This is a genomic window from Bacillus salitolerans (genome assembly GCF_042680805.1).
Lineage (GTDB): Bacteria > Bacillota > Bacilli > Bacillales > SA4 > Bacillus_CJ > Bacillus_CJ salitolerans.
The window spans coordinates 105,310-122,196 of sequence record NZ_JBHUEM010000005.1; the positions used below are offsets into that span (position 1 = coordinate 105,310).

A 16,887-nucleotide genomic window follows, 5' to 3' on the forward strand; every position below is an offset into this window, starting at 1 on the left:
TTAATTCCACTGTTGCAGTCTTCCAGTCAACTCTCTTGAGATTGCATAAACATTATTACAGTAAATATATCTTCAACATTTTCGGCTATTCGGATAGTGTATCTACCCAGTCTCCATCTTTTATTATTACTGCAAAAAAACAACCATCAGTGTCTTGAATGACATGCGTATACCGGATTTCTTTATTAGAAATCACTTTAATTATTTTTAATTTGCCACTTTCTAGTTCATTATTAAGCTGGGCTAATTCACTTCTATCTGCCCACTGTTCCATACTAGAAAATTCATCAATGATAAAATCATATTCCATAAAAGAGGGTAACGATAAATTTACTTTTTCAAGCCATAATGCTGTATGAATAGACTTCATTGTACATCTCTCCTTTCAATCTCCCACGATAAAATCCGATTAGAACTTTATTACTTCAATCTATTAACAAATGCCCCAGCAATGCTGAGGCATTAAGCACGTTAATGTGTAACTCTCGATTCAAAATCATCATAAGAGCTCTTATCACCGTGGTAGAACATGATATCTCCATCACGTAAAGTAAATACATGACCTGTCGAACTCGTTACTTGATTCGGAAACCCTTCTCGATCCCACTGATTCGTTAAAGGTGCATGGATATATTGAAGATGTGGGCTTGCTAGATTTCCGTTTCGAATGGTTTCGATATTGAAATTAACAATGATATATCCATTCTTTAAAAAGATTGGAGACTTATCGGATAATCGATTCATCCGGCCGTATTCAGCTATGTTGGTTCCCATTGGCACCGCATATACAGAAGGTGGTATCGAATACTCACCGTACCATTGTTGAATAGATGCATTGGCTCTCTGCGTATTTACACTTGCACCAGCGGGTACTGATAAAGGACCGATATGTGTTTTTACCTCATAAGGTAGGATCATCCAATCATACTTTCCAACCCACGTTTTCTTTAGTGTTTTTTCTAAGTAGTCTTGAATGAAGTACGTTTTAGAACTAGTGGAGATACCGGAATAATGATCGAATATATAATCCGCTGTATTCACAATCTGAGCATGTGGCACATTTCTTAAACGGTCTCCTAAGATGACATATCTTCTTTCGGTATCTTCTGGACTTCCAATTTTAATAAACTTCTTATCATTCTTATGATAGTAAAGGTCAATTTGTTGCCTTCCTGTACCATCCTTATTAACGAAATAGAAAGTTGGTGTAATACGTATACCATCGTTCTCGGAAAACATATTCCCCTTTGTTTTTAAATCAAACTTAAAGTGATACCCTGTTTTTACAGAAACATTTGGATAGCTTGGGTGACTACCAGGTAAAATAGGTAACGTGTAAGGAAGTGCATTCCCACGTAAATTCCCATCAATGTCCTTTCGTTCAACCCAATAATGATTCCCTTTATGAGATGGGCTTCTTGGTGTTGCTCGGAACACATTCTCCCAATTGTAATCTGCAATATCAGTCACACGGAAATCAAAGACGCGGCCTATGACATCAAGAGGAATCGTTTTAGTTGCGACATGGTTGGATACGATCGTATTTGCATTTGTTTCTGTCGTAAATCCACTCGAAGGACTATTTTCAGCAAACACTCTAAAATATCCATCATAGGATCCTTCGTTTACCCAAACAGGTAAGAAAAATTCCTTTGATGTTTGAGCGACTGGAACCTCTATCCACGAATTAGCTCGGTGGAACGTTCCTCTCACTCCCCCACTTGATTCATATACATCAAACGGGAATAACACTTGCTTTCGTTCGATGTACTTAGCATAGTCTCTATTACCATAACCAGGTATGCTTCGGTGCTGCCCACTCGTCGGCATACTAATCGTAAATGGACGATCTAAGATAACAGCTCGCCTTGAGTAATCCGGTGTTGTTCTCTGATTATGCGTTGAATCGTCGGATACATTCGTATAGCTTACCGTTGGGGTATGAACCGTAACTGTATTTATCCCCGATATTGGGAAGGACTTAGGCGAACCTCCCTTAATTCCTTTAATTAAGTTATAGTTAACCGTTCCATTACTAGGTGTATTCGCAGCATTCTGCTTTGAACTACTGATCATGAGTCCCGACTGATAGAGAACATTTGAACCTATTGTAGTAGGAGCGGGTATTGAAGTTGGATTCGGTCCATTTTCTACTACTCTTGCATCACTCATAATCGTAGAACCTTTGAAAATCACTTTATCGTTCTTTACTTCATTTTGTCCGACAGCTCCCTCCGCATCACCTTGCCAATCTTCACTAGGAACAGATGGTTGAGAAGTCCCTCCATCGATTGTTTCGCTCCCTAAGTCAATATTGTCACAATCCGAAGGAAATACGTGTTGATTAACATCATCACTATTTACTGCGTCGACCGTAGGTGCTGTATAGCCATTTGGTGATAACGTAACACTTCCACCTGGTAACGCATAATTATTTAAGACAGCATTCTGCAAACCATAGACTTCTAGATTATTAATTTGCCAGTATGAATATGGTCTCTCTACTGTATAAGTTTGTTCTACTACTTCCGTTGAATTCTTAGGTGTTTCGGTTGTTGTTGGTTCAGTAGCGGGTGGTACAGGTGGCGTCGTCTTAACTTCTTTCCATGTTAGGTTATACGTTTTTTTCACTTTTACCGTATACGTAACTGTACCCGTCATTTGTGCAAAATCGTGTTTGTATAGATAATCTTTCGTAAGTGCATTCGCATATAAGCTTTCACTCGTAGGAATCCCTTGTGAAACATCGAATCGTTCGCTACCTCTTGAATCTGCTCTGATTGACCCTGTTGCCGAAGGTAGTAACATAGTGCCTGTTATACTTGTTCCAGCTGAAGGACTTGAAATAACAGGTGAACATGCCCCTCCAGATCCTCCCCCTGGTGGTGGTGTTGAACCCCCACTTCCAATGGTGAAGGTTGCAGTTTTCTCAGTAGCTGGTCGTTCTACACCATCCCAAGCTAAAACTTTTACTGTATACGTACCATCTTGGCTATAAGTTTTGGATGCAGAAATTGAATGTTTCGTGCTTGTGGAACTACCGTTATATGGTCGTCCATTATCTGCACCACTTGATGATGTTCCTGAAACTGTATCTGTTGAACCATCAGGCTTCGTAATTTTAATTTCATATCGAATATTTTGAGTCGGTATAGAGTATTCTTCGGCTTCTGCTTGGATGTTTACAGGAGATCCCGCTGTTACTGTGGCTGGAACGGTTACTGAATTGATAAAAGGGAATTCTGAGACAGTTGCATGAACAATACCAATATAATGTGAAATCTCTCCGTTGGGTTTATATACAGGGTCCTCCCTTATAAATTTAATTGCTGATCCACTTAGCTTTGCTATATCACCAAGATAAGTCATTGGGATTCTTTTGTTGTCACATCCTCCATATGTTGGACGGTCATCCTCACAACTAATTGTAGGTTTTGTAATGTTCCCTATAACATGAGGTTCACTCCCATTAAAAACGTATGTCCATGCTTGAATTGTTGAAGAATTACTATCAACTATGGAATAACCTGCAACTGAAACAACTTGTCCTGTTAGATGCATAGTTTCGCCAATCACTGTCTCAGGTGCATATGGACCAATTTGAAGAGGAGTCTTCCAACTCGAAGCTCCTCCTAGGTATTCACTGACTTTAATATGGTTATTTCTCATATAATAATATCCAGCACTGTCCCCAGGTAGATAGTCTGTATATAAAAATGAACCAAATACCCCGGTACGCTCTTTGTCACTAGCGACTGCTCCTTCAAAAACCCTCACACCTATATATGCTTGAGTGTGTGAAGGTTTAAATAAGGGAACAATTAATATAATCATTAAAACAAAAAATATTAGTTTTTTCTTATAAATTTTCACTCATAATCACCTTATGATTTGATTTGAAACTTCAATTCTAAAAAATTCATTAATACTACGAGTGTACAGTCCTAACTTATTACTAACCTCAAGAACTGGCACATACATTGTTCCATTCTGAATTTCAGGAGATACGGAAAGTTGAATCGTGTTTCCATCCAGAGTTGCTTGTTTATCTCCGTTTGTTAGTGATAAGGTATGTCCATTCACTTCAATAACTAACCTTGAAGCTTCTAATTCAACATTTCCAAAGTTCTTATACAAAGAATAACCATCTATCATATCTATTTGATTTACTTTATAAGATTTAGTAGCAAATTCATCTGTTGTAATATTAGCCTTAGTATAGATAGGAAAATGCTTTGATTTTAATTGAATATCAATTAATACACCGTCTTCACTATTAGGTCTTGTTGGAAGAATGTTGTTTACAAAGTTTTGATAATCAAATGTTAGATAGTAATACTTATCAGGGAATAATTTTAATTGCCTTATAGGAGTTGTTCCATAATTGGTTTTTAACCATTGTGTTTCAGGATGATCTGCAAATGTATCTTCCCCTATTACAAAAACATCATAATAAGGATACTTATCATCCATGAACTGACCCATTTCGGATAGAGAACCTTGATTATGCTGTTTTAAATATTCTTCTGGTGTAGTTTCTGTGTTTGGACGTGAGAGTAAATAGTTATATAATCTCTCGACCATATCAATTTTTACAATTTCATCTATTCCCTTTTCTTCATCAATCTTTCTATACAGGATTTTATAATCACCATATGTTTCACGTAATTGTTCTAAAGACATTTTTTTGTAATCAGTCGTTGGAATTACATCCACCTGTTCATTTGTTAAGGCACGATAGATAAATGCTGATAATTGAGCTCTTGAATTGGGGTTATTTGGTTTAAATGTATTATCTTCATAGCCTGTTGTTACCCCACTATGTCGTAAAATACTTGTGAAGGAGTAAGCCCAATCACTTTTTGGTATATCTTTAAAATCCTTATTTGAATATCCTTGTAAATTAAAAGCATTGACAATTACCTTTGCCATTTGTGCTCTTGTTAATGGATCATCTGCTCCAAATGTTCCATCATCTTTCCCACTGAAAATATTTGCTTTTACAGCAGTCTGAATGTAATCAAAATCAGGATGTGTTGACTTTAAATCATCAAATTTACGAACCTCTCCAACGTTTGTATCTAGCTTTAATGCTTTAACTAGCATCCTTGCAGTCTTACCACGAGTTGCTACTTCATTTGGCATGAAGTTATTCCCCTCTAACGCCTCTACAATTCCGTTGTCCTTCAAGTACTGAATCTCTTTAAATGCCCAATACGACTCTGGAATATCACTAAATGACAGTACTTGTTCTTGCTGTTGTGCAAAAGCATTTTCGCTTAATACATTCGTGTAAGTTGCACTTAATAATCCTAGACTTAATGTGATTGCTGTTAATTGTTTTTTCATACCGTCCACTCCTATTCGTTTTTATCTAATTAGATATACGTCTAATTAGATTATACTATATACAGCGCGGTTTGTAAATGTTTTCCATCATATAAATACAGCTTTTTTTAGTCGCATTTTAATGGAAAATAACCTTTTGATGCAGCTTCTTTTCGGCTATATAAGATCTCTTCGACAGGGTGAGATAGACCGCAATCTTCTCGGTAGTAATATTTCACACCACCGATGGTTGTTCCAATAATGACAGGCTTTTTCGCGATACGACTTCCACCTAATGCAAAGTTATTGAATTCATATCCTCCACCAAGCGGGTACCCTTGAATAAATGAAATAATGCCAATATCATCAATCGTATTCTCCCAATCTTCTTGACTTAAGACCGGAAGTGTAAATGTGTAGGTAATCCCATATCTTTTCGCGTAGGTGTTATGTCTATTAATGTAGTATTCTAGTTGCTCTTGAATCTTAGAAAGAATCACCTGTCGTCTTTCTCGTTCAAACTCGGCTGGATTCTGTAATAGAGAAATAGAAGGAAGTTCTACCGCTACTTCACTTCTCATCCCTTCTCGCCATTTTTGAGTAGATGCTTCATAGGCAACTACCCACTCATCTAAAGTAAAGGAGATGATATTGCCTTGTCCGTCAGTATATTCAAATGGTATTTTCGGTCTTGGTAGATGCTTCGTTTCAATCATTCCGTTACTATTGGTGTAATCATCAAATGCATAAATAAAAAATCCGTCATAATCAACAATGGAGATAACGGGAATATAGGTTTGTAAGACCCCCTGGGCAACCGGATTCTGGTCAATTCCGAAATTCATATAAAGGGAATGAAAAAAGGTTTTAAGGGCTTCATCATTATTCGTCTTTGCAAACTTTTGGGAAAAATAATAGCTCTCTCCCTCTTGCTCGACATTCTGAAGTAGAGAAAATGAAGCATCCTGTACAGCTGCTGTTAATGCCATTTTATATTGAGTGGTTAATTGCTGAGCTTTAGCCACTCTTGATTCCTTTAAGTTTAAACCAAAAATAACAGGAGATAACATCATGACGAACACAATCGAGAGGTTAATGATCTTCATTATGTATCATTCCTCCATATGGTATATAAATAACGGTAGGATCTCCAGTCATTCCAAAGGTTAGGAAGTCTTTAACAACGGTGGCATTTGTACGATTTTTGTTTTTTATCACGACTTTAAAAAAATCTCCAACATGCATTTTATAGAGTCGGCTTGGGTCATCATCTGGAAGCGTGTTGTTCGGAAACAGGACTTCTAGTATTTGCTTTGTATAGTATTCTTCGTAGTCTACATTATACGTTCCTTGAAACGTTAAGGGATTGGTCGGGTCCGTATAAACGGGGTTGTACACTTTTGATTGATGGAGTAGTTGAACATCGTAAACATATGTACCATGATTGATTTCATCCACAAACTCATTGTACATTTGAGGACTCACATATCCTTTGTTTCTCACTGAATCTACAAATGTCGTAACTGCAGGATAGGAGATTTTCTCTGATAATTCGTCTTGGTTTAAGTAGGAGAATAAAGAGGGAACAATGTAAAGTAATAAAACGGCTATAATAAATGCAAACATCTTTTGTAATGTATTCAAAACGATTTCCCCCTTTACCTATTATAGTGAACCTCTGTTATATTCCCTTGTGTATCTCTAATTATGACCTGTTTATATTCATGGTTTAAATCAATCATCGAAAAACTGGTAGATGTAATATCTACATGGCTAGGAAATGTGGTCGATTCAATGATAATGGGAACACCAATATCATGGATTTGATACAATTGATCAACGACTTCTGCCCCTGTGTAGGTAATCTCTTCTTTTGGAATCATTGTATTTTGTGTAAGACCTTTTCGGCTGTCTAAATCTAACAAATTGTCATAAGCCCTATCCAACGTGGAAAATGTAGTGATAGCTTGGGTAGCAGCCACAAGAAAAAATGTGACCGCCACCGCAAATAACATCGTTTTATTGATGGTCATAACTACCTACTTACTGCTGCACGAACTTAATTGCTTTAATAACATCATTGCTATCACGAACAATCGTTGCGTTGAACTTTCCAGATGGATTGATATAATACGTTGAACCTTGTATTTTAGTATTGATAGTTGAAGCGGTTGCTGCTGTTAATGAGTTCGGGTTAGACGCATTTGCATAATACCAGGCTGTGCTTAGTCCTGTTTGAACCATAACTCCAAACTCGGTATGTCCATCAAACTTATTTAAAGCGCTCAATACTTGTGATCCTGTTACAACCGTCCCATCATATACTAGAAAGGTTTGTTCAGCTAATTCCGTTTGTAAACCAGTAAATTCATTCTGTGCTGCTTTTCCTGCGTTTGAAGCTGTACCAAAAATCGTGACCATTAGTGTGATTAAAGCGATGGTTAAAAATAAACCAGCTCCTAATAATAATGCTTGTTTTGCACTATCCATGTTTTTAAACACTCCTTTTCATGTTACTAGTTGAGACTAGTTAGTTAGTAATCTGAGACATAAGACTTCCCGTGTTGGAAAGACTGATATAAATCATTGGTATGACGAGGTAGAGGAAAATGAGTATGTACAAAGGTGCCATTCCTAATAGATTCCCCCACCACTCTTTTTCCTTAATAATTCGGTCATTGTTTTCTTTTCGTTGTTCGATATAGAATTGTTTTTCAATTTCCAAATCATCGAAAGCATCTTTTATGGTTATTCTGGTAACCGAAAGTTGTAAGCGGTCCACTATCCGAGTAAATGGTGCAAATGAAACTTCCTCTTTAAGTTGCTCAAGTGTTTCTTCTGCTCCGCTATCATAATTCAGCAATGCATGTCGTAGTGGTTCCTTAAACACAACACTAAAACGTTCCATCCATTCTAATAACTCCTCAACCGAAACAGATTTAAATTCCGATAGGATCTGTATAATGGTGTAGAACTGATTGACCTCTTCCTCCATGTCTTTTTTCCTCATATAAGCCTGGAATTTAAGTACAAGAACTGGAGCATGGTAGCTTAAGAATCCAATAAATGCAGAAAGTAATAGTTCCCACCACCGAAGATAAGAAGAATCTAAGATATGCATCTTGTCATAGATACGTTTAGCTGTATGAATCACTACTTGATCCGTTGTTTCTCTCTTTAACTGCTCTGAAACTACCAAAGCGACTTCTTGATATGCTTTTTCTTTCACCCCCTTAAAATGATTCATGACTTGAATATCAAACTCACGCTCATTCTCAAGAGCTATAACCTCATCTGGTGTTAATTTTCCCATCATGATAGTTGTATCTGTAATTCCATGTACATTGATTTTGGCATTGATATGGCTATACATGAAAAACATTAAAACTGAAAGAAATGAAATCAGTACCAGCAGTAGTCTTCTTAAAAATAACCACTCCAATTTAAGAGGCGCATTTGCTTCCTTCAACAACAACTTATAATGTAGGTATTGTCGCTTATAATACTTGGGTGTAAATGCAAGAACTAGGACACGTAGTGGTGTGAATTGAAGGAACCACTCTTCCCACAGCTTTTTTTTCAACCTAGCATTGTATTTAAGCTCATTTACTTCTCGCATTTTCCGAATTAATGAATAGGCAAGCAATACACCTGCATATAACAAAATCTGCGAAATCAACCCAAATCGACTATTATAAAACGGTTCCATCACTGGAAAGTAAGTGATTGCCCATTTTCGTAAGGGAAGAGTAAAGAAAACAGGAAGTAATGAGATCATACTCAATCCCTTTAGCACATAACTTAATTTATTTCTTCGTAAAACTTCATAATTAATTTCTTTTGTAAGATTCGATAGAGCGTTTAGAAATACTGACCCTCTTGAAGTTATGATATCGCCTTGCTCCATTACCAATACACTAATTCCCGCAATGGCTTTTAAGAAACGATTAGGTGCAACTTCTTCATATGCACGCAACATCAATCGTGGTTCAGCCGAGATAAGGATGTCGTATATTTTCTCCGTTTGTATCTTTACTTCATGTTGAGCTACTAACGTCGCTTCATAAATAGCCTGGTCAACCATCTTTGTTTGCTGAAAGTGATGGCGAACTTCTGCAATGTAATCCTTTAATTGTCTTAACAGTCGATCTTCTAGCCGATGAATGAAAACATCTTCTAGTACATCTGTTAAAAACATAACGGCCAGAATAATCAAAAAGACGAATAGAAGATTACGACTTAAGAGTGAACTAAGTAGGATGATGAATCCTGAGCTCCCTAAAATCACAAATACGATTTTCATTGTTTCCTGACGAAGCTTATATTCATCAAAAGCACTTACCGTTTCTAGACGTAGGCGTATTTTTCGAATATACCCTCGTAGAATGGGGATTCGGATTAATCCTATGTAGGATTTTTGAGTGACTTTTGAATATTGTTGTTTAAATTTCTTTTCTCTTGGGATTAAAGTAGATGCGTCTTTGCTTTTAGGAGGACTCTTTCTATCTAGTAATAGATACAGAAAATAAAACAATAAAGCTCCTAAAATTCCAGCTGCCGTTATGAGTTCATATGTCACTTCTACTCACCCCAATATCTTTTCATAAATTCATCAAACTCTTTTCTGTGTCGGTCAGTAAATGAATGGTACATTTCTTTAATTTGTTCTTCACTTATCGGATGAACCGCCACATATTCCCCGTTACGAAATTCAATAATGTTTCGAGATACATAGGTACGCTTATCTGTTTTTCTTCGAAAATACTCCGTTGCAGTTTCCATAAAAGCATCTATCTTATCGGATAAAGAGTCTTTTCCTACCCAATTTGTAGGATAGTCTGTTACTTCTTTCTCAAGCGGGATACATTCCGTAACACGTTCGATATATCGTTCTCCTCTATGATCTTTTCGCAAATGAATATTAAAGTGAATGGCGTTCACGACTTCTTCTTCTGCAAGGATTTCATTAGAAAACATACTTGTTTTAATTAAAGAGTTTCGTAAGGATGAAATCAGTTTATTAAATGTCTTTCCATGGTGAGTAAACAATGTAAAAGCGGATGCCACTTGAGATACTTGAATCATCCAAGCAGCAACAGGATCAGTGGCAACCTCCCCCAGAATATTTACAGTACCATCCGTTTTCTTTGATACATCCAATCCCTCTTGTCCACTTACACTATGTGTTTCTTGGAATGAAACGATATTTCGCCTTGGATATAAATTACGCAAGTTCAACTCAAACGCCATTTCCTGAATACGCAATTCATAATCATGGTGAATATACTTAATTAATGCCATTAATAAGGTTGTTTTACCCGCTCCTGTTTGACCAGTTACTGCCGTAGTGCGTGAACCAGCCATAAGAAACTTTAGTAATGAAATCGGTAGGTTACTGTTTCTATGTTCAATCAATTGAGGTAGTGAAGCTTTAGGTAAATCAAACTTTCTGATAAAGAATGCCCATGACTCTGCAAATGGCGGACGTAGAACAACAACACGGGATCCATCTGCCATGGTATTCACAATGTAAGGACGTGCTTCGGAAAGTTGTCCAGGTCTATTGTGTTTATACACGGTTTGAACGACTCTTCGTAACTCTGCTTCCGTTCCGAAAGATAAAAAGGATAAATAAATGGTTTTCCCCCGTAGCATAATCCATACAGAATCGACATTACTTGGATTTTTCTTTAAACAGTGAACCAGATCCATTTCATCGTCATACGAGTTATACGTAGAAGGCAATCCGTTTACTCCACCGCTTATTCCATCAATGTCCATATCTCTTATCTCATCAATTGGTCCAAACCCTAGATACTGAGAGTACACTCGTTGAGTGATAATTTTTAGTTTATCTTCTGTTGATAAGGTAGTTGGTGCGATTTCCCTATCATAGATGTCCTCTATCTCTTTTGGTGTGATGATGTACACGCCTTCTTCGTCATCAATGACTTTAGGAAGATTGAGATTGTATTTTAGGATAAGCTTCAAAAGTGCTTCATAGCCATATTGCTTTTTATATAGATGCAGCAATATATCAAATTTATCTTGATGTGTTAATTTACTTGGTTGATGAAAAGGAATGGATAAGTTAGCCGTCTGCTCATTGAACGAGAAACTTCGTGCTAATAAATCAAAAATAAACTCTGTAACGTACAGCTTGGCACTTACACTCCCTGTATTACATTCTTGCAAAGCTGCAAGCAATTCTTTTCGCTTTTTCTGTCTTCGATTAAATTCATCTTCTGATAAGCCTAAGTCATATAAGTTCGAATTGGTGATTTGATTTAACGATGTCTTTACAAAATCAATGAGGGCCGGAATGGTGTATTGGCTCTCATCAATCTTGTTCTTTTTTTTCTTCCTATCTCTGTCTTTCGTACCCACTAACCTTAAGGACATAAATAGTAGGAAAAACAGAAGAAGAATAAAAATGATTGTTAGATTAAGAGTAAACGACATATTAAGAGACTCCTCTGATCTCATCGTTCATCTCAATATCAGAAAGCTTAAGGATTTCCTTTGCTAGTTTTCGAACTTCATTGACAAAGAAATGGTTATTGGCAGCCTTTTGTTTTCTGGCACGTAAGAAATATTCCAGCACTTTCTTATCATTGAAAGCATCTCGGTAGTCGGTATTGTATGGAACCGTAAGAATAGGTGACTTGCAATGATAACGTCTACGAATGTTCTTTTCTGAATAGCGGGAATCTACATCATAGTTAGATAAGACCAGTAACATCTTCTTATCTTGTAATTGTTCGATATCCTTCGAGAAAAACTGGTCAAGGACGTTCACATTTTGAGTAAGATTCACAATCACTAAGTCTGATTTTTGTAGGACTTTACTTGCAAGCTCGTGATCAGTTCCGTTATTAACATCGATTAGGAGTAAATCATAGTAACGTTTTGCCGCTTCAATGATTGTTTCCAGTACATCATGTATACTTTCTGACTTCACAAAATTAGGTTTTGATGTTCCCGCTAATAAATCAAGGCGATTTGTTAAGACCGATTTAGTGTAGTTAGCTACCTTATCATGTGTTAAACGATTGCTTCGTGCTAAACGCTCGAGTGCATCAATCCCACTATCCGAAAAATCTACCATGCTTCCTTGTGAAGAAGTTAGGAATGCTGATTCTAGCGTTGATTGTGCATGAGTTTGAGTCATCATTGTTTTCAACTCATACTCTGCCGATAGTAAAGATGCGACTAAGATTAAATTCGATGTTGTAGCTTGTCCGTTTGTTGGTGACCAAAATGAAACAGTACTCATTTACTTTCCCTCCTTATTTAATCGTTTCATAGCTTTCAATGAATCTCTTTCGTGAAAACCGATTAGAGCCGTAATTAGACGACTTAATAGTTTTTTATAATTTCTCGATAATTTCTTGAAGGTGGGCCTCATGGCGTATTGCATTTGAATTCGGTTAATTTGGTCAAATTCGTTATACTCCACTTCATAGTCCCAGGCACCCCACTTTACCGACTCATGTATGAGTTGATCAAAGTAAGTCTTTTCAATTTGATTATCAAGAGTGAACACGATTCGGTTAAGTTGAGATTGGTCTGGATAGTGCTTAACAAATTTCATAAGTAGTTCTGCATCTTCCATCAATGAAATTTTTTCTTGATTCCCTACATAAAATCGTTCATCAAACTCATGCCAACCCTTACTTTCTGAAACCTCATACATATCAACCAGCAAGACGTCGTAGGGTTTTTCAGGCTCTTGCTCGTATGTAGCAAGTACTTGGTTTAACTCATCTTCACTGGTAGCGCTAATGATATCGACTCCAAAAAAATCATATAAGGATGGATTGTGTTCCATATTGGTGTAGGTCCTGAAATATTTTTTTCGTATGGATGAATCCACAATTAGCGTTTTAAAACCGAGTTCTCGAAGAATGAGACCTATATAGACAACTAAATCACTTTTATCCTTCGTTCCTAAGAACAACACTCTCTTCATAAATTCGCTCCTTTCTATGTTGTGCGCTTATTCTAATGGACTTGAAAATACTTCTTCTTGTGTTAGCGGCTCAGATGTTTCATCAGATGCAGGTCCTGTAAATGAGTTTTCTAATTTCATTTCCTCCACGTTAGCCGAATATTTCATTTTTTCTTCTTCTGACATTGCCTGTAAGTTACCCTCTAAAATAGAACGTCCTCTACTTCGTAGTTCTGATTCAGCAACGTTGATAATGTTTGGACTAGATGTAATGAGTTGCAACACATTTTCTTTTAATGGATAGGTCACGATGGATGGTTCTTGAATATATGGATCTACATAAGCTAATGCGTAAATGATGGCATTTTCTAAGTAAGCGTCCACAATGGCTGACGACATGGTTAAAATTTCACTTTCTTTCATCTCAACGTGTACCACATCTTCATTTAAGTCTTTTACTTTCTTTTTACTTAACAACACATAGTCATTACCGTTTGGAAATTGAATACGGATATCTATAAATTCATCTTTTTTTAACTTGGAAGGTAAGATGATGAAATTATATTCCGCACTTCTTAAGTCTTTAGGTGTGACTTCCTCTTCAAAAACAACACTTCCGGTTACAAGGGTCTTTGGTGTTAAATGTACTTTCGCATATTTCCCAATCGCATCCTCAAACGTTAAAATGTTTTCAGCTGTTGTCTTTTCTGGAAGTAATACTTCTTCTAGCATTTCTGCTGTAAGTTGTGTACCAGGAGGAACCTCCACATTTACAACGTATCCTCGCTCCTGTTCTTTGGCCCAAGCCTTTAATTCACCAAGTTCCTTTTCATACTGCTTGATTTGTTCTTCTTCTGATTTTTCTAAATGCTGATACATGAAGAAAAGAATACCTGTTGCAATCAGTCCGACCACAACGGCCCCAATTCCCCCAGCTAAAAGTAGATTTTTTGTTCGTTGGCGTAATTTCATATGTTCTCCTCTCACCTAAAAAAGAATAATGATGATGTGATTAAACTAATAACCAATACTGCAACACCTGCATAGATCCATTTGCTACTGGTTGCTACCTGTCGTTTCTTCTTAGGTATATAACCCTGTAACATCTCTTCTAAAAGGTGGTCTGTATCAGCTTGACCTTGATAAGGGTCTGGATGACTTGGCAAAGAATAGATGGACAATCCTGTTTCTTTCTTCAAATCATGTAGGGTCAATGAGTCCGCAAAAGGGACAACAATTTTCCACGATTGATGCTCTTTTTCGTGATGCTTTTGCAAAAACTTTAGTAAGCTCTTTCTTCGCCATTCACTTCCATGAGCGGTTACGATTGAAATATGTGAACGATAAAACTCTTCAAAAAAAACGGTCTTTTCAATACTGCCAATATCTAAAATGATAAAGTCGTATAGGTGAACAATATCGGCTATGTTCATTCCTTTTACTGATTTGTAATGAGTAATGCCCTCTATCACAAATTTACTTTCCTCGGAGGTATACCCTCTACCACCTTCATATGCGTATTCAATTTCAAAGAAGTCTTCCGATTTATTTGCTTCTAAGACTGCTACTCGAAGTCCCTTTTTTGAAAGGAAGTTAGCCAATAAGAGAGATAAATGTGTTGAGCCTGTTGCACTTTCAACACCCGCTACACCGATAAAGATTGCGCCTATCAATCGTTCTTGGATGATGACCTTTTCTTTAATGGGGACATTAAACTCATCCTCATTGATGACGGAGAAGGCTTCTTTAGATACCTGTTTTGTAGGCTTATCGTTCACATGTTCGATTGAACCCGTGTCAGTATCTTCTTCATCGCTTAATTCCTCTATTAATTCCTCTTGAGACAGTCGAACATTTCGAGTTTTCATGTCCTTTCTATCTACAAACTTAGACACATTGGAATACCGTGGTTTTTCTAAGAGCTGGTCTACCAATTGCTGTTTATCAATCGCATTGGAGTTGAAGATGTCTAGAACATTCCGACTTACCAATTCACTTAAGAACGGATCTTGTGTCTCTCGTTCACACAAAAAGACAAAACGTATATCATTGTCGTAGGTTTCACGGAGTCTTGAGAAGATGGATAGCCAACTTTTTTCTCGTTCTTCCGTTGTTTCCTTGTTGGAAGAAAGGTAATAGTCATGCAGCAATAAGATATCCGGCTGTTCTTCTTCCGTTATGTCTAAAATAAAGTCTTGATGGAAAATTTCTTTTTCTACTACCAGAAAGCGGTCAGGGTGTTCTTTTAAAGCGTTTCGTATGATCAAACTCAATTCCTTATTCCCGACAGATAATAAAACACGTTGTCTCATGTACCTGGAATACCTCCTTTGCAAAAATGCATAAAAAAAAGAATTCCCCAAAGTTGCACGAAAATAAAGACACAATTCCTAATGGATTGTTCTTCATGCAAATTTGGGGAATTCCCAATTAGTGTTATTAAATTTAAGGGTCTTTCTAAAGCAAGAAGCTTAACAAGGTTCAAAACTTTAGAAAGAGTGTTTTCTAATGACAATAATAACAAACAACCTTATGACTTGCAATAGTTTTCTTACACTCTATCTCCCCTTATTTTCTATGAGTATCAAAAGATAATGCACTATTAAATAGTAGGATTAAACGAATACGTGTTGCGAACTGGTGTGCGTGTGTGGTAAAACTAGGGTACAACAATCCTTCAGGGTTGTGGATTTTATGAGAGGTGGATACATAACATGAATAAAACAGAACTAATAAGCAGCGTAGCAGAGAAAACAGAACTATCGAAAGCGAACTCGACTAAAGCGGTGGATGCTGTATTCGATACCATTTTAGATGCTTTAAAGAATGGTGATAAAGTTAGTTTAATTGGCTTTGGTAACTTCGAAGTGCGTGAAAGATCGGCAAGAAAAGGACGCAACCCACAAACAGGTGAAGAGATTGAAATCCCGGCAGGTAAAGTACCAGCCTTCGCTCCTGGCAAAAACTTGAAGGAAGCAATCAAGCAAGGTTAATATACGGTTCGAATGTAAAAACCTCTGATGCATGTTCTATGCAACAGAGGTTTCTCATTTATATATTAGATACGACTGAACTTTTATACCGCCCGTCAATCAATTGATATTCCTTAACTATCATTTTATTAGGTTTAATTGATACAGATACATAGTCACCTAATATCATTAACTCCTTTTGATTCACTTCTTGAAAAATCGCAATAATATTCGTATTGTGTTCTTGGAGATACTTTAAATAACTTACTTCATATTTCATGGCTTCATCAATCACAACAAGATCATAACCAGTTAGAGATGGTTTTTCTGGACCTTTAGATAATACAGAACCATTAAATAGTGATATGTTGTTTATTTGTCCTAACATATCATTATATTCATTGTCAGGATCAACAATAGCTATTTTCGGCTCCTTAGCTTTCTTAGTCAGAAGAGCTTTCACAAAATAAGTCTTCCCACTACCTGCTCCTCCCTCAACAATAATTGTACTCCTTTTTTCCAATGCTGATTCAGCTACAGTATTAATAGTATTTTTAGTAAATCTTTTCATCTATATGTACCTCCTTTTCACTTGTTTTATTGATTTTCTCCCACACATAAAACATGTGTCTTTCT

15 protein-coding genes are annotated in these 16,887 nt (G+C 36.7%); 1 reads left to right on the forward strand and 14 read right to left on the reverse strand.

All coding sequences use genetic code 11. The features are described 5' to 3' along the window. Positions 1-85 precede the first annotated feature (85 nt). The 13 genes from ACFSCX_RS06510 to ACFSCX_RS06570 form a co-directional block, all read right to left on the reverse strand. Positions 86-370 (reverse strand): hypothetical protein, encoded by a 285-nt coding sequence (locus ACFSCX_RS06510; protein ID WP_377927362.1) that lies wholly within the window; start codon positions 368-370, stop codon positions 86-88. A 101-nt stretch (positions 371-471) separates the two neighbouring features. Then, positions 472-3,873 (reverse strand): DUF5704 domain-containing protein, encoded by a 3,402-nt coding sequence (locus ACFSCX_RS06515; protein WP_377927363.1) that lies wholly within the window; start codon positions 3,871-3,873, stop codon positions 472-474. A gap of 6 nt (positions 3,874-3,879) precedes the next feature. Further along, positions 3,880-5,349 carry an S-layer homology domain-containing protein gene (locus ACFSCX_RS06520; protein ID WP_377927364.1) on the reverse strand — a complete coding sequence of 490 codons (1,470 nt, stop codon included), beginning with the start codon at positions 5,347-5,349 and terminating at the stop codon, positions 3,880-3,882. Positions 5,350-5,456: 107 nt separating this feature from the next. Beyond that, on the reverse strand, positions 5,457-6,434 hold the full coding sequence (locus tag ACFSCX_RS06525) for a hypothetical protein (protein ID WP_377927365.1): 978 nt from the start codon (positions 6,432-6,434) through the stop codon (positions 5,457-5,459). Further along, positions 6,421-6,972 carry a hypothetical protein gene (locus ACFSCX_RS06530; RefSeq protein ID WP_377927366.1) on the reverse strand — a complete coding sequence of 184 codons (552 nt, stop codon included), beginning with the start codon at positions 6,970-6,972 and terminating at the stop codon, positions 6,421-6,423. Before ACFSCX_RS06530 ends, ACFSCX_RS06525 begins: the two co-directional genes overlap by 14 nt. Before the next feature lie 14 nt (positions 6,973-6,986). Further along, positions 6,987-7,361 (reverse strand): hypothetical protein, encoded by a 375-nt coding sequence (locus ACFSCX_RS06535; RefSeq protein WP_377927367.1) that lies wholly within the window; start codon positions 7,359-7,361, stop codon positions 6,987-6,989. A 10-nt stretch (positions 7,362-7,371) separates the two neighbouring features. Then, positions 7,372-7,818, reverse strand: coding sequence for an ABC transporter permease (locus tag ACFSCX_RS06540; RefSeq protein WP_377927368.1), 447 nt, complete (start codon positions 7,816-7,818; stop codon positions 7,372-7,374). Positions 7,819-7,858: 40 nt separating this feature from the next. After that, complete coding sequence (locus ACFSCX_RS06545; RefSeq protein WP_377927369.1) at positions 7,859-9,907, reverse strand: hypothetical protein; 2,049 nt, start codon at positions 9,905-9,907, stop codon at positions 7,859-7,861. Between the two features lie 2 nt (positions 9,908-9,909). Beyond that, a complete protein-coding gene (locus ACFSCX_RS06550) occupies positions 9,910-11,790 on the reverse strand; it encodes an ATPase, T2SS/T4P/T4SS family (RefSeq protein WP_377927370.1) in 1,881 nt (626 codons plus the stop codon). Between the two features lies 1 nt (position 11,791). Next, the gene (locus ACFSCX_RS06555; protein ID WP_377927371.1) at positions 11,792-12,604 is read right to left on the reverse strand and encodes a hypothetical protein; all 813 of its coding nucleotides are present in this window, start codon (positions 12,602-12,604) and stop codon (positions 11,792-11,794) included. Then, positions 12,605-13,300, reverse strand: coding sequence for a hypothetical protein (locus ACFSCX_RS06560; protein WP_377927372.1), 696 nt, complete (start codon positions 13,298-13,300; stop codon positions 12,605-12,607). 27 nt (positions 13,301-13,327) lie between these two features. After that, the gene (locus tag ACFSCX_RS06565) at positions 13,328-14,251 is read right to left on the reverse strand and encodes a CpaB family protein (RefSeq protein WP_377927373.1); all 924 of its coding nucleotides are present in this window, start codon (positions 14,249-14,251) and stop codon (positions 13,328-13,330) included. Between the two features lie 11 nt (positions 14,252-14,262). After that, positions 14,263-15,591: a hypothetical protein gene (locus tag ACFSCX_RS06570; protein ID WP_377927374.1), complete on the reverse strand. Its 1,329-nt coding sequence runs from the start codon at positions 15,589-15,591 to the stop codon at positions 14,263-14,265. A 402-nt stretch (positions 15,592-15,993) separates the two neighbouring features. Here ACFSCX_RS06570 and ACFSCX_RS06575 point away from each other — a divergent pair, with 402 nt between their 5' ends. Next, positions 15,994-16,272: an HU family DNA-binding protein gene (locus tag ACFSCX_RS06575; protein ID WP_377927375.1), complete on the forward strand. Its 279-nt coding sequence runs from the start codon at positions 15,994-15,996 to the stop codon at positions 16,270-16,272. A gap of 58 nt (positions 16,273-16,330) precedes the next feature. On the opposite strand, the gene ACFSCX_RS06580 is transcribed toward ACFSCX_RS06575, so the two are convergent. After that, positions 16,331-16,822 (reverse strand): helicase HerA domain-containing protein, encoded by a 492-nt coding sequence (locus tag ACFSCX_RS06580; protein WP_377927376.1) that lies wholly within the window; start codon positions 16,820-16,822, stop codon positions 16,331-16,333. Positions 16,823-16,887 lie beyond the last annotated feature (65 nt).

What these genes read in the sequence shown, in the direction of transcription:
- ACFSCX_RS06575 (WP_377927375.1), top strand. Translation starts at nt 15,994, where the DNA reads ATGAATAAAACAGAACTAATAAGCAGCGTAGCAGAGAAAACAGAACTA.
- ACFSCX_RS06570 (WP_377927374.1), bottom strand. Translation starts at nt 15,591, where the DNA reads ATGAGACAACGTGTTTTATTATCTGTCGGGAATAAGGAATTGAGTTTG.
- ACFSCX_RS06540 (WP_377927368.1), bottom strand. Translation starts at nt 7,818, where the DNA reads ATGGATAGTGCAAAACAAGCATTATTATTAGGAGCTGGTTTATTTTTA.
- ACFSCX_RS06510 (WP_377927362.1), bottom strand. Translation starts at nt 370, where the DNA reads ATGAAGTCTATTCATACAGCATTATGGCTTGAAAAAGTAAATTTATCG.
- ACFSCX_RS06580 (WP_377927376.1), bottom strand. Translation starts at nt 16,822, where the DNA reads ATGAAAAGATTTACTAAAAATACTATTAATACTGTAGCTGAATCAGCA.
- ACFSCX_RS06560 (WP_377927372.1), bottom strand. Translation starts at nt 13,300, where the DNA reads ATGAAGAGAGTGTTGTTCTTAGGAACGAAGGATAAAAGTGATTTAGTT.
- ACFSCX_RS06555 (WP_377927371.1), bottom strand. Translation starts at nt 12,604, where the DNA reads ATGAGTACTGTTTCATTTTGGTCACCAACAAACGGACAAGCTACAACA.
- ACFSCX_RS06565 (WP_377927373.1), bottom strand. Translation starts at nt 14,251, where the DNA reads ATGAAATTACGCCAACGAACAAAAAATCTACTTTTAGCTGGGGGAATT.
- ACFSCX_RS06520 (WP_377927364.1), bottom strand. Translation starts at nt 5,349, where the DNA reads ATGAAAAAACAATTAACAGCAATCACATTAAGTCTAGGATTATTAAGT.
- ACFSCX_RS06525 (WP_377927365.1), bottom strand. Translation starts at nt 6,434, where the DNA reads ATGAAGATCATTAACCTCTCGATTGTGTTCGTCATGATGTTATCTCCT.
- ACFSCX_RS06535 (WP_377927367.1), bottom strand. Translation starts at nt 7,361, where the DNA reads ATGACCATCAATAAAACGATGTTATTTGCGGTGGCGGTCACATTTTTT.
- ACFSCX_RS06550 (WP_377927370.1), bottom strand. Translation starts at nt 11,790, where the DNA reads ATGTCGTTTACTCTTAATCTAACAATCATTTTTATTCTTCTTCTGTTT.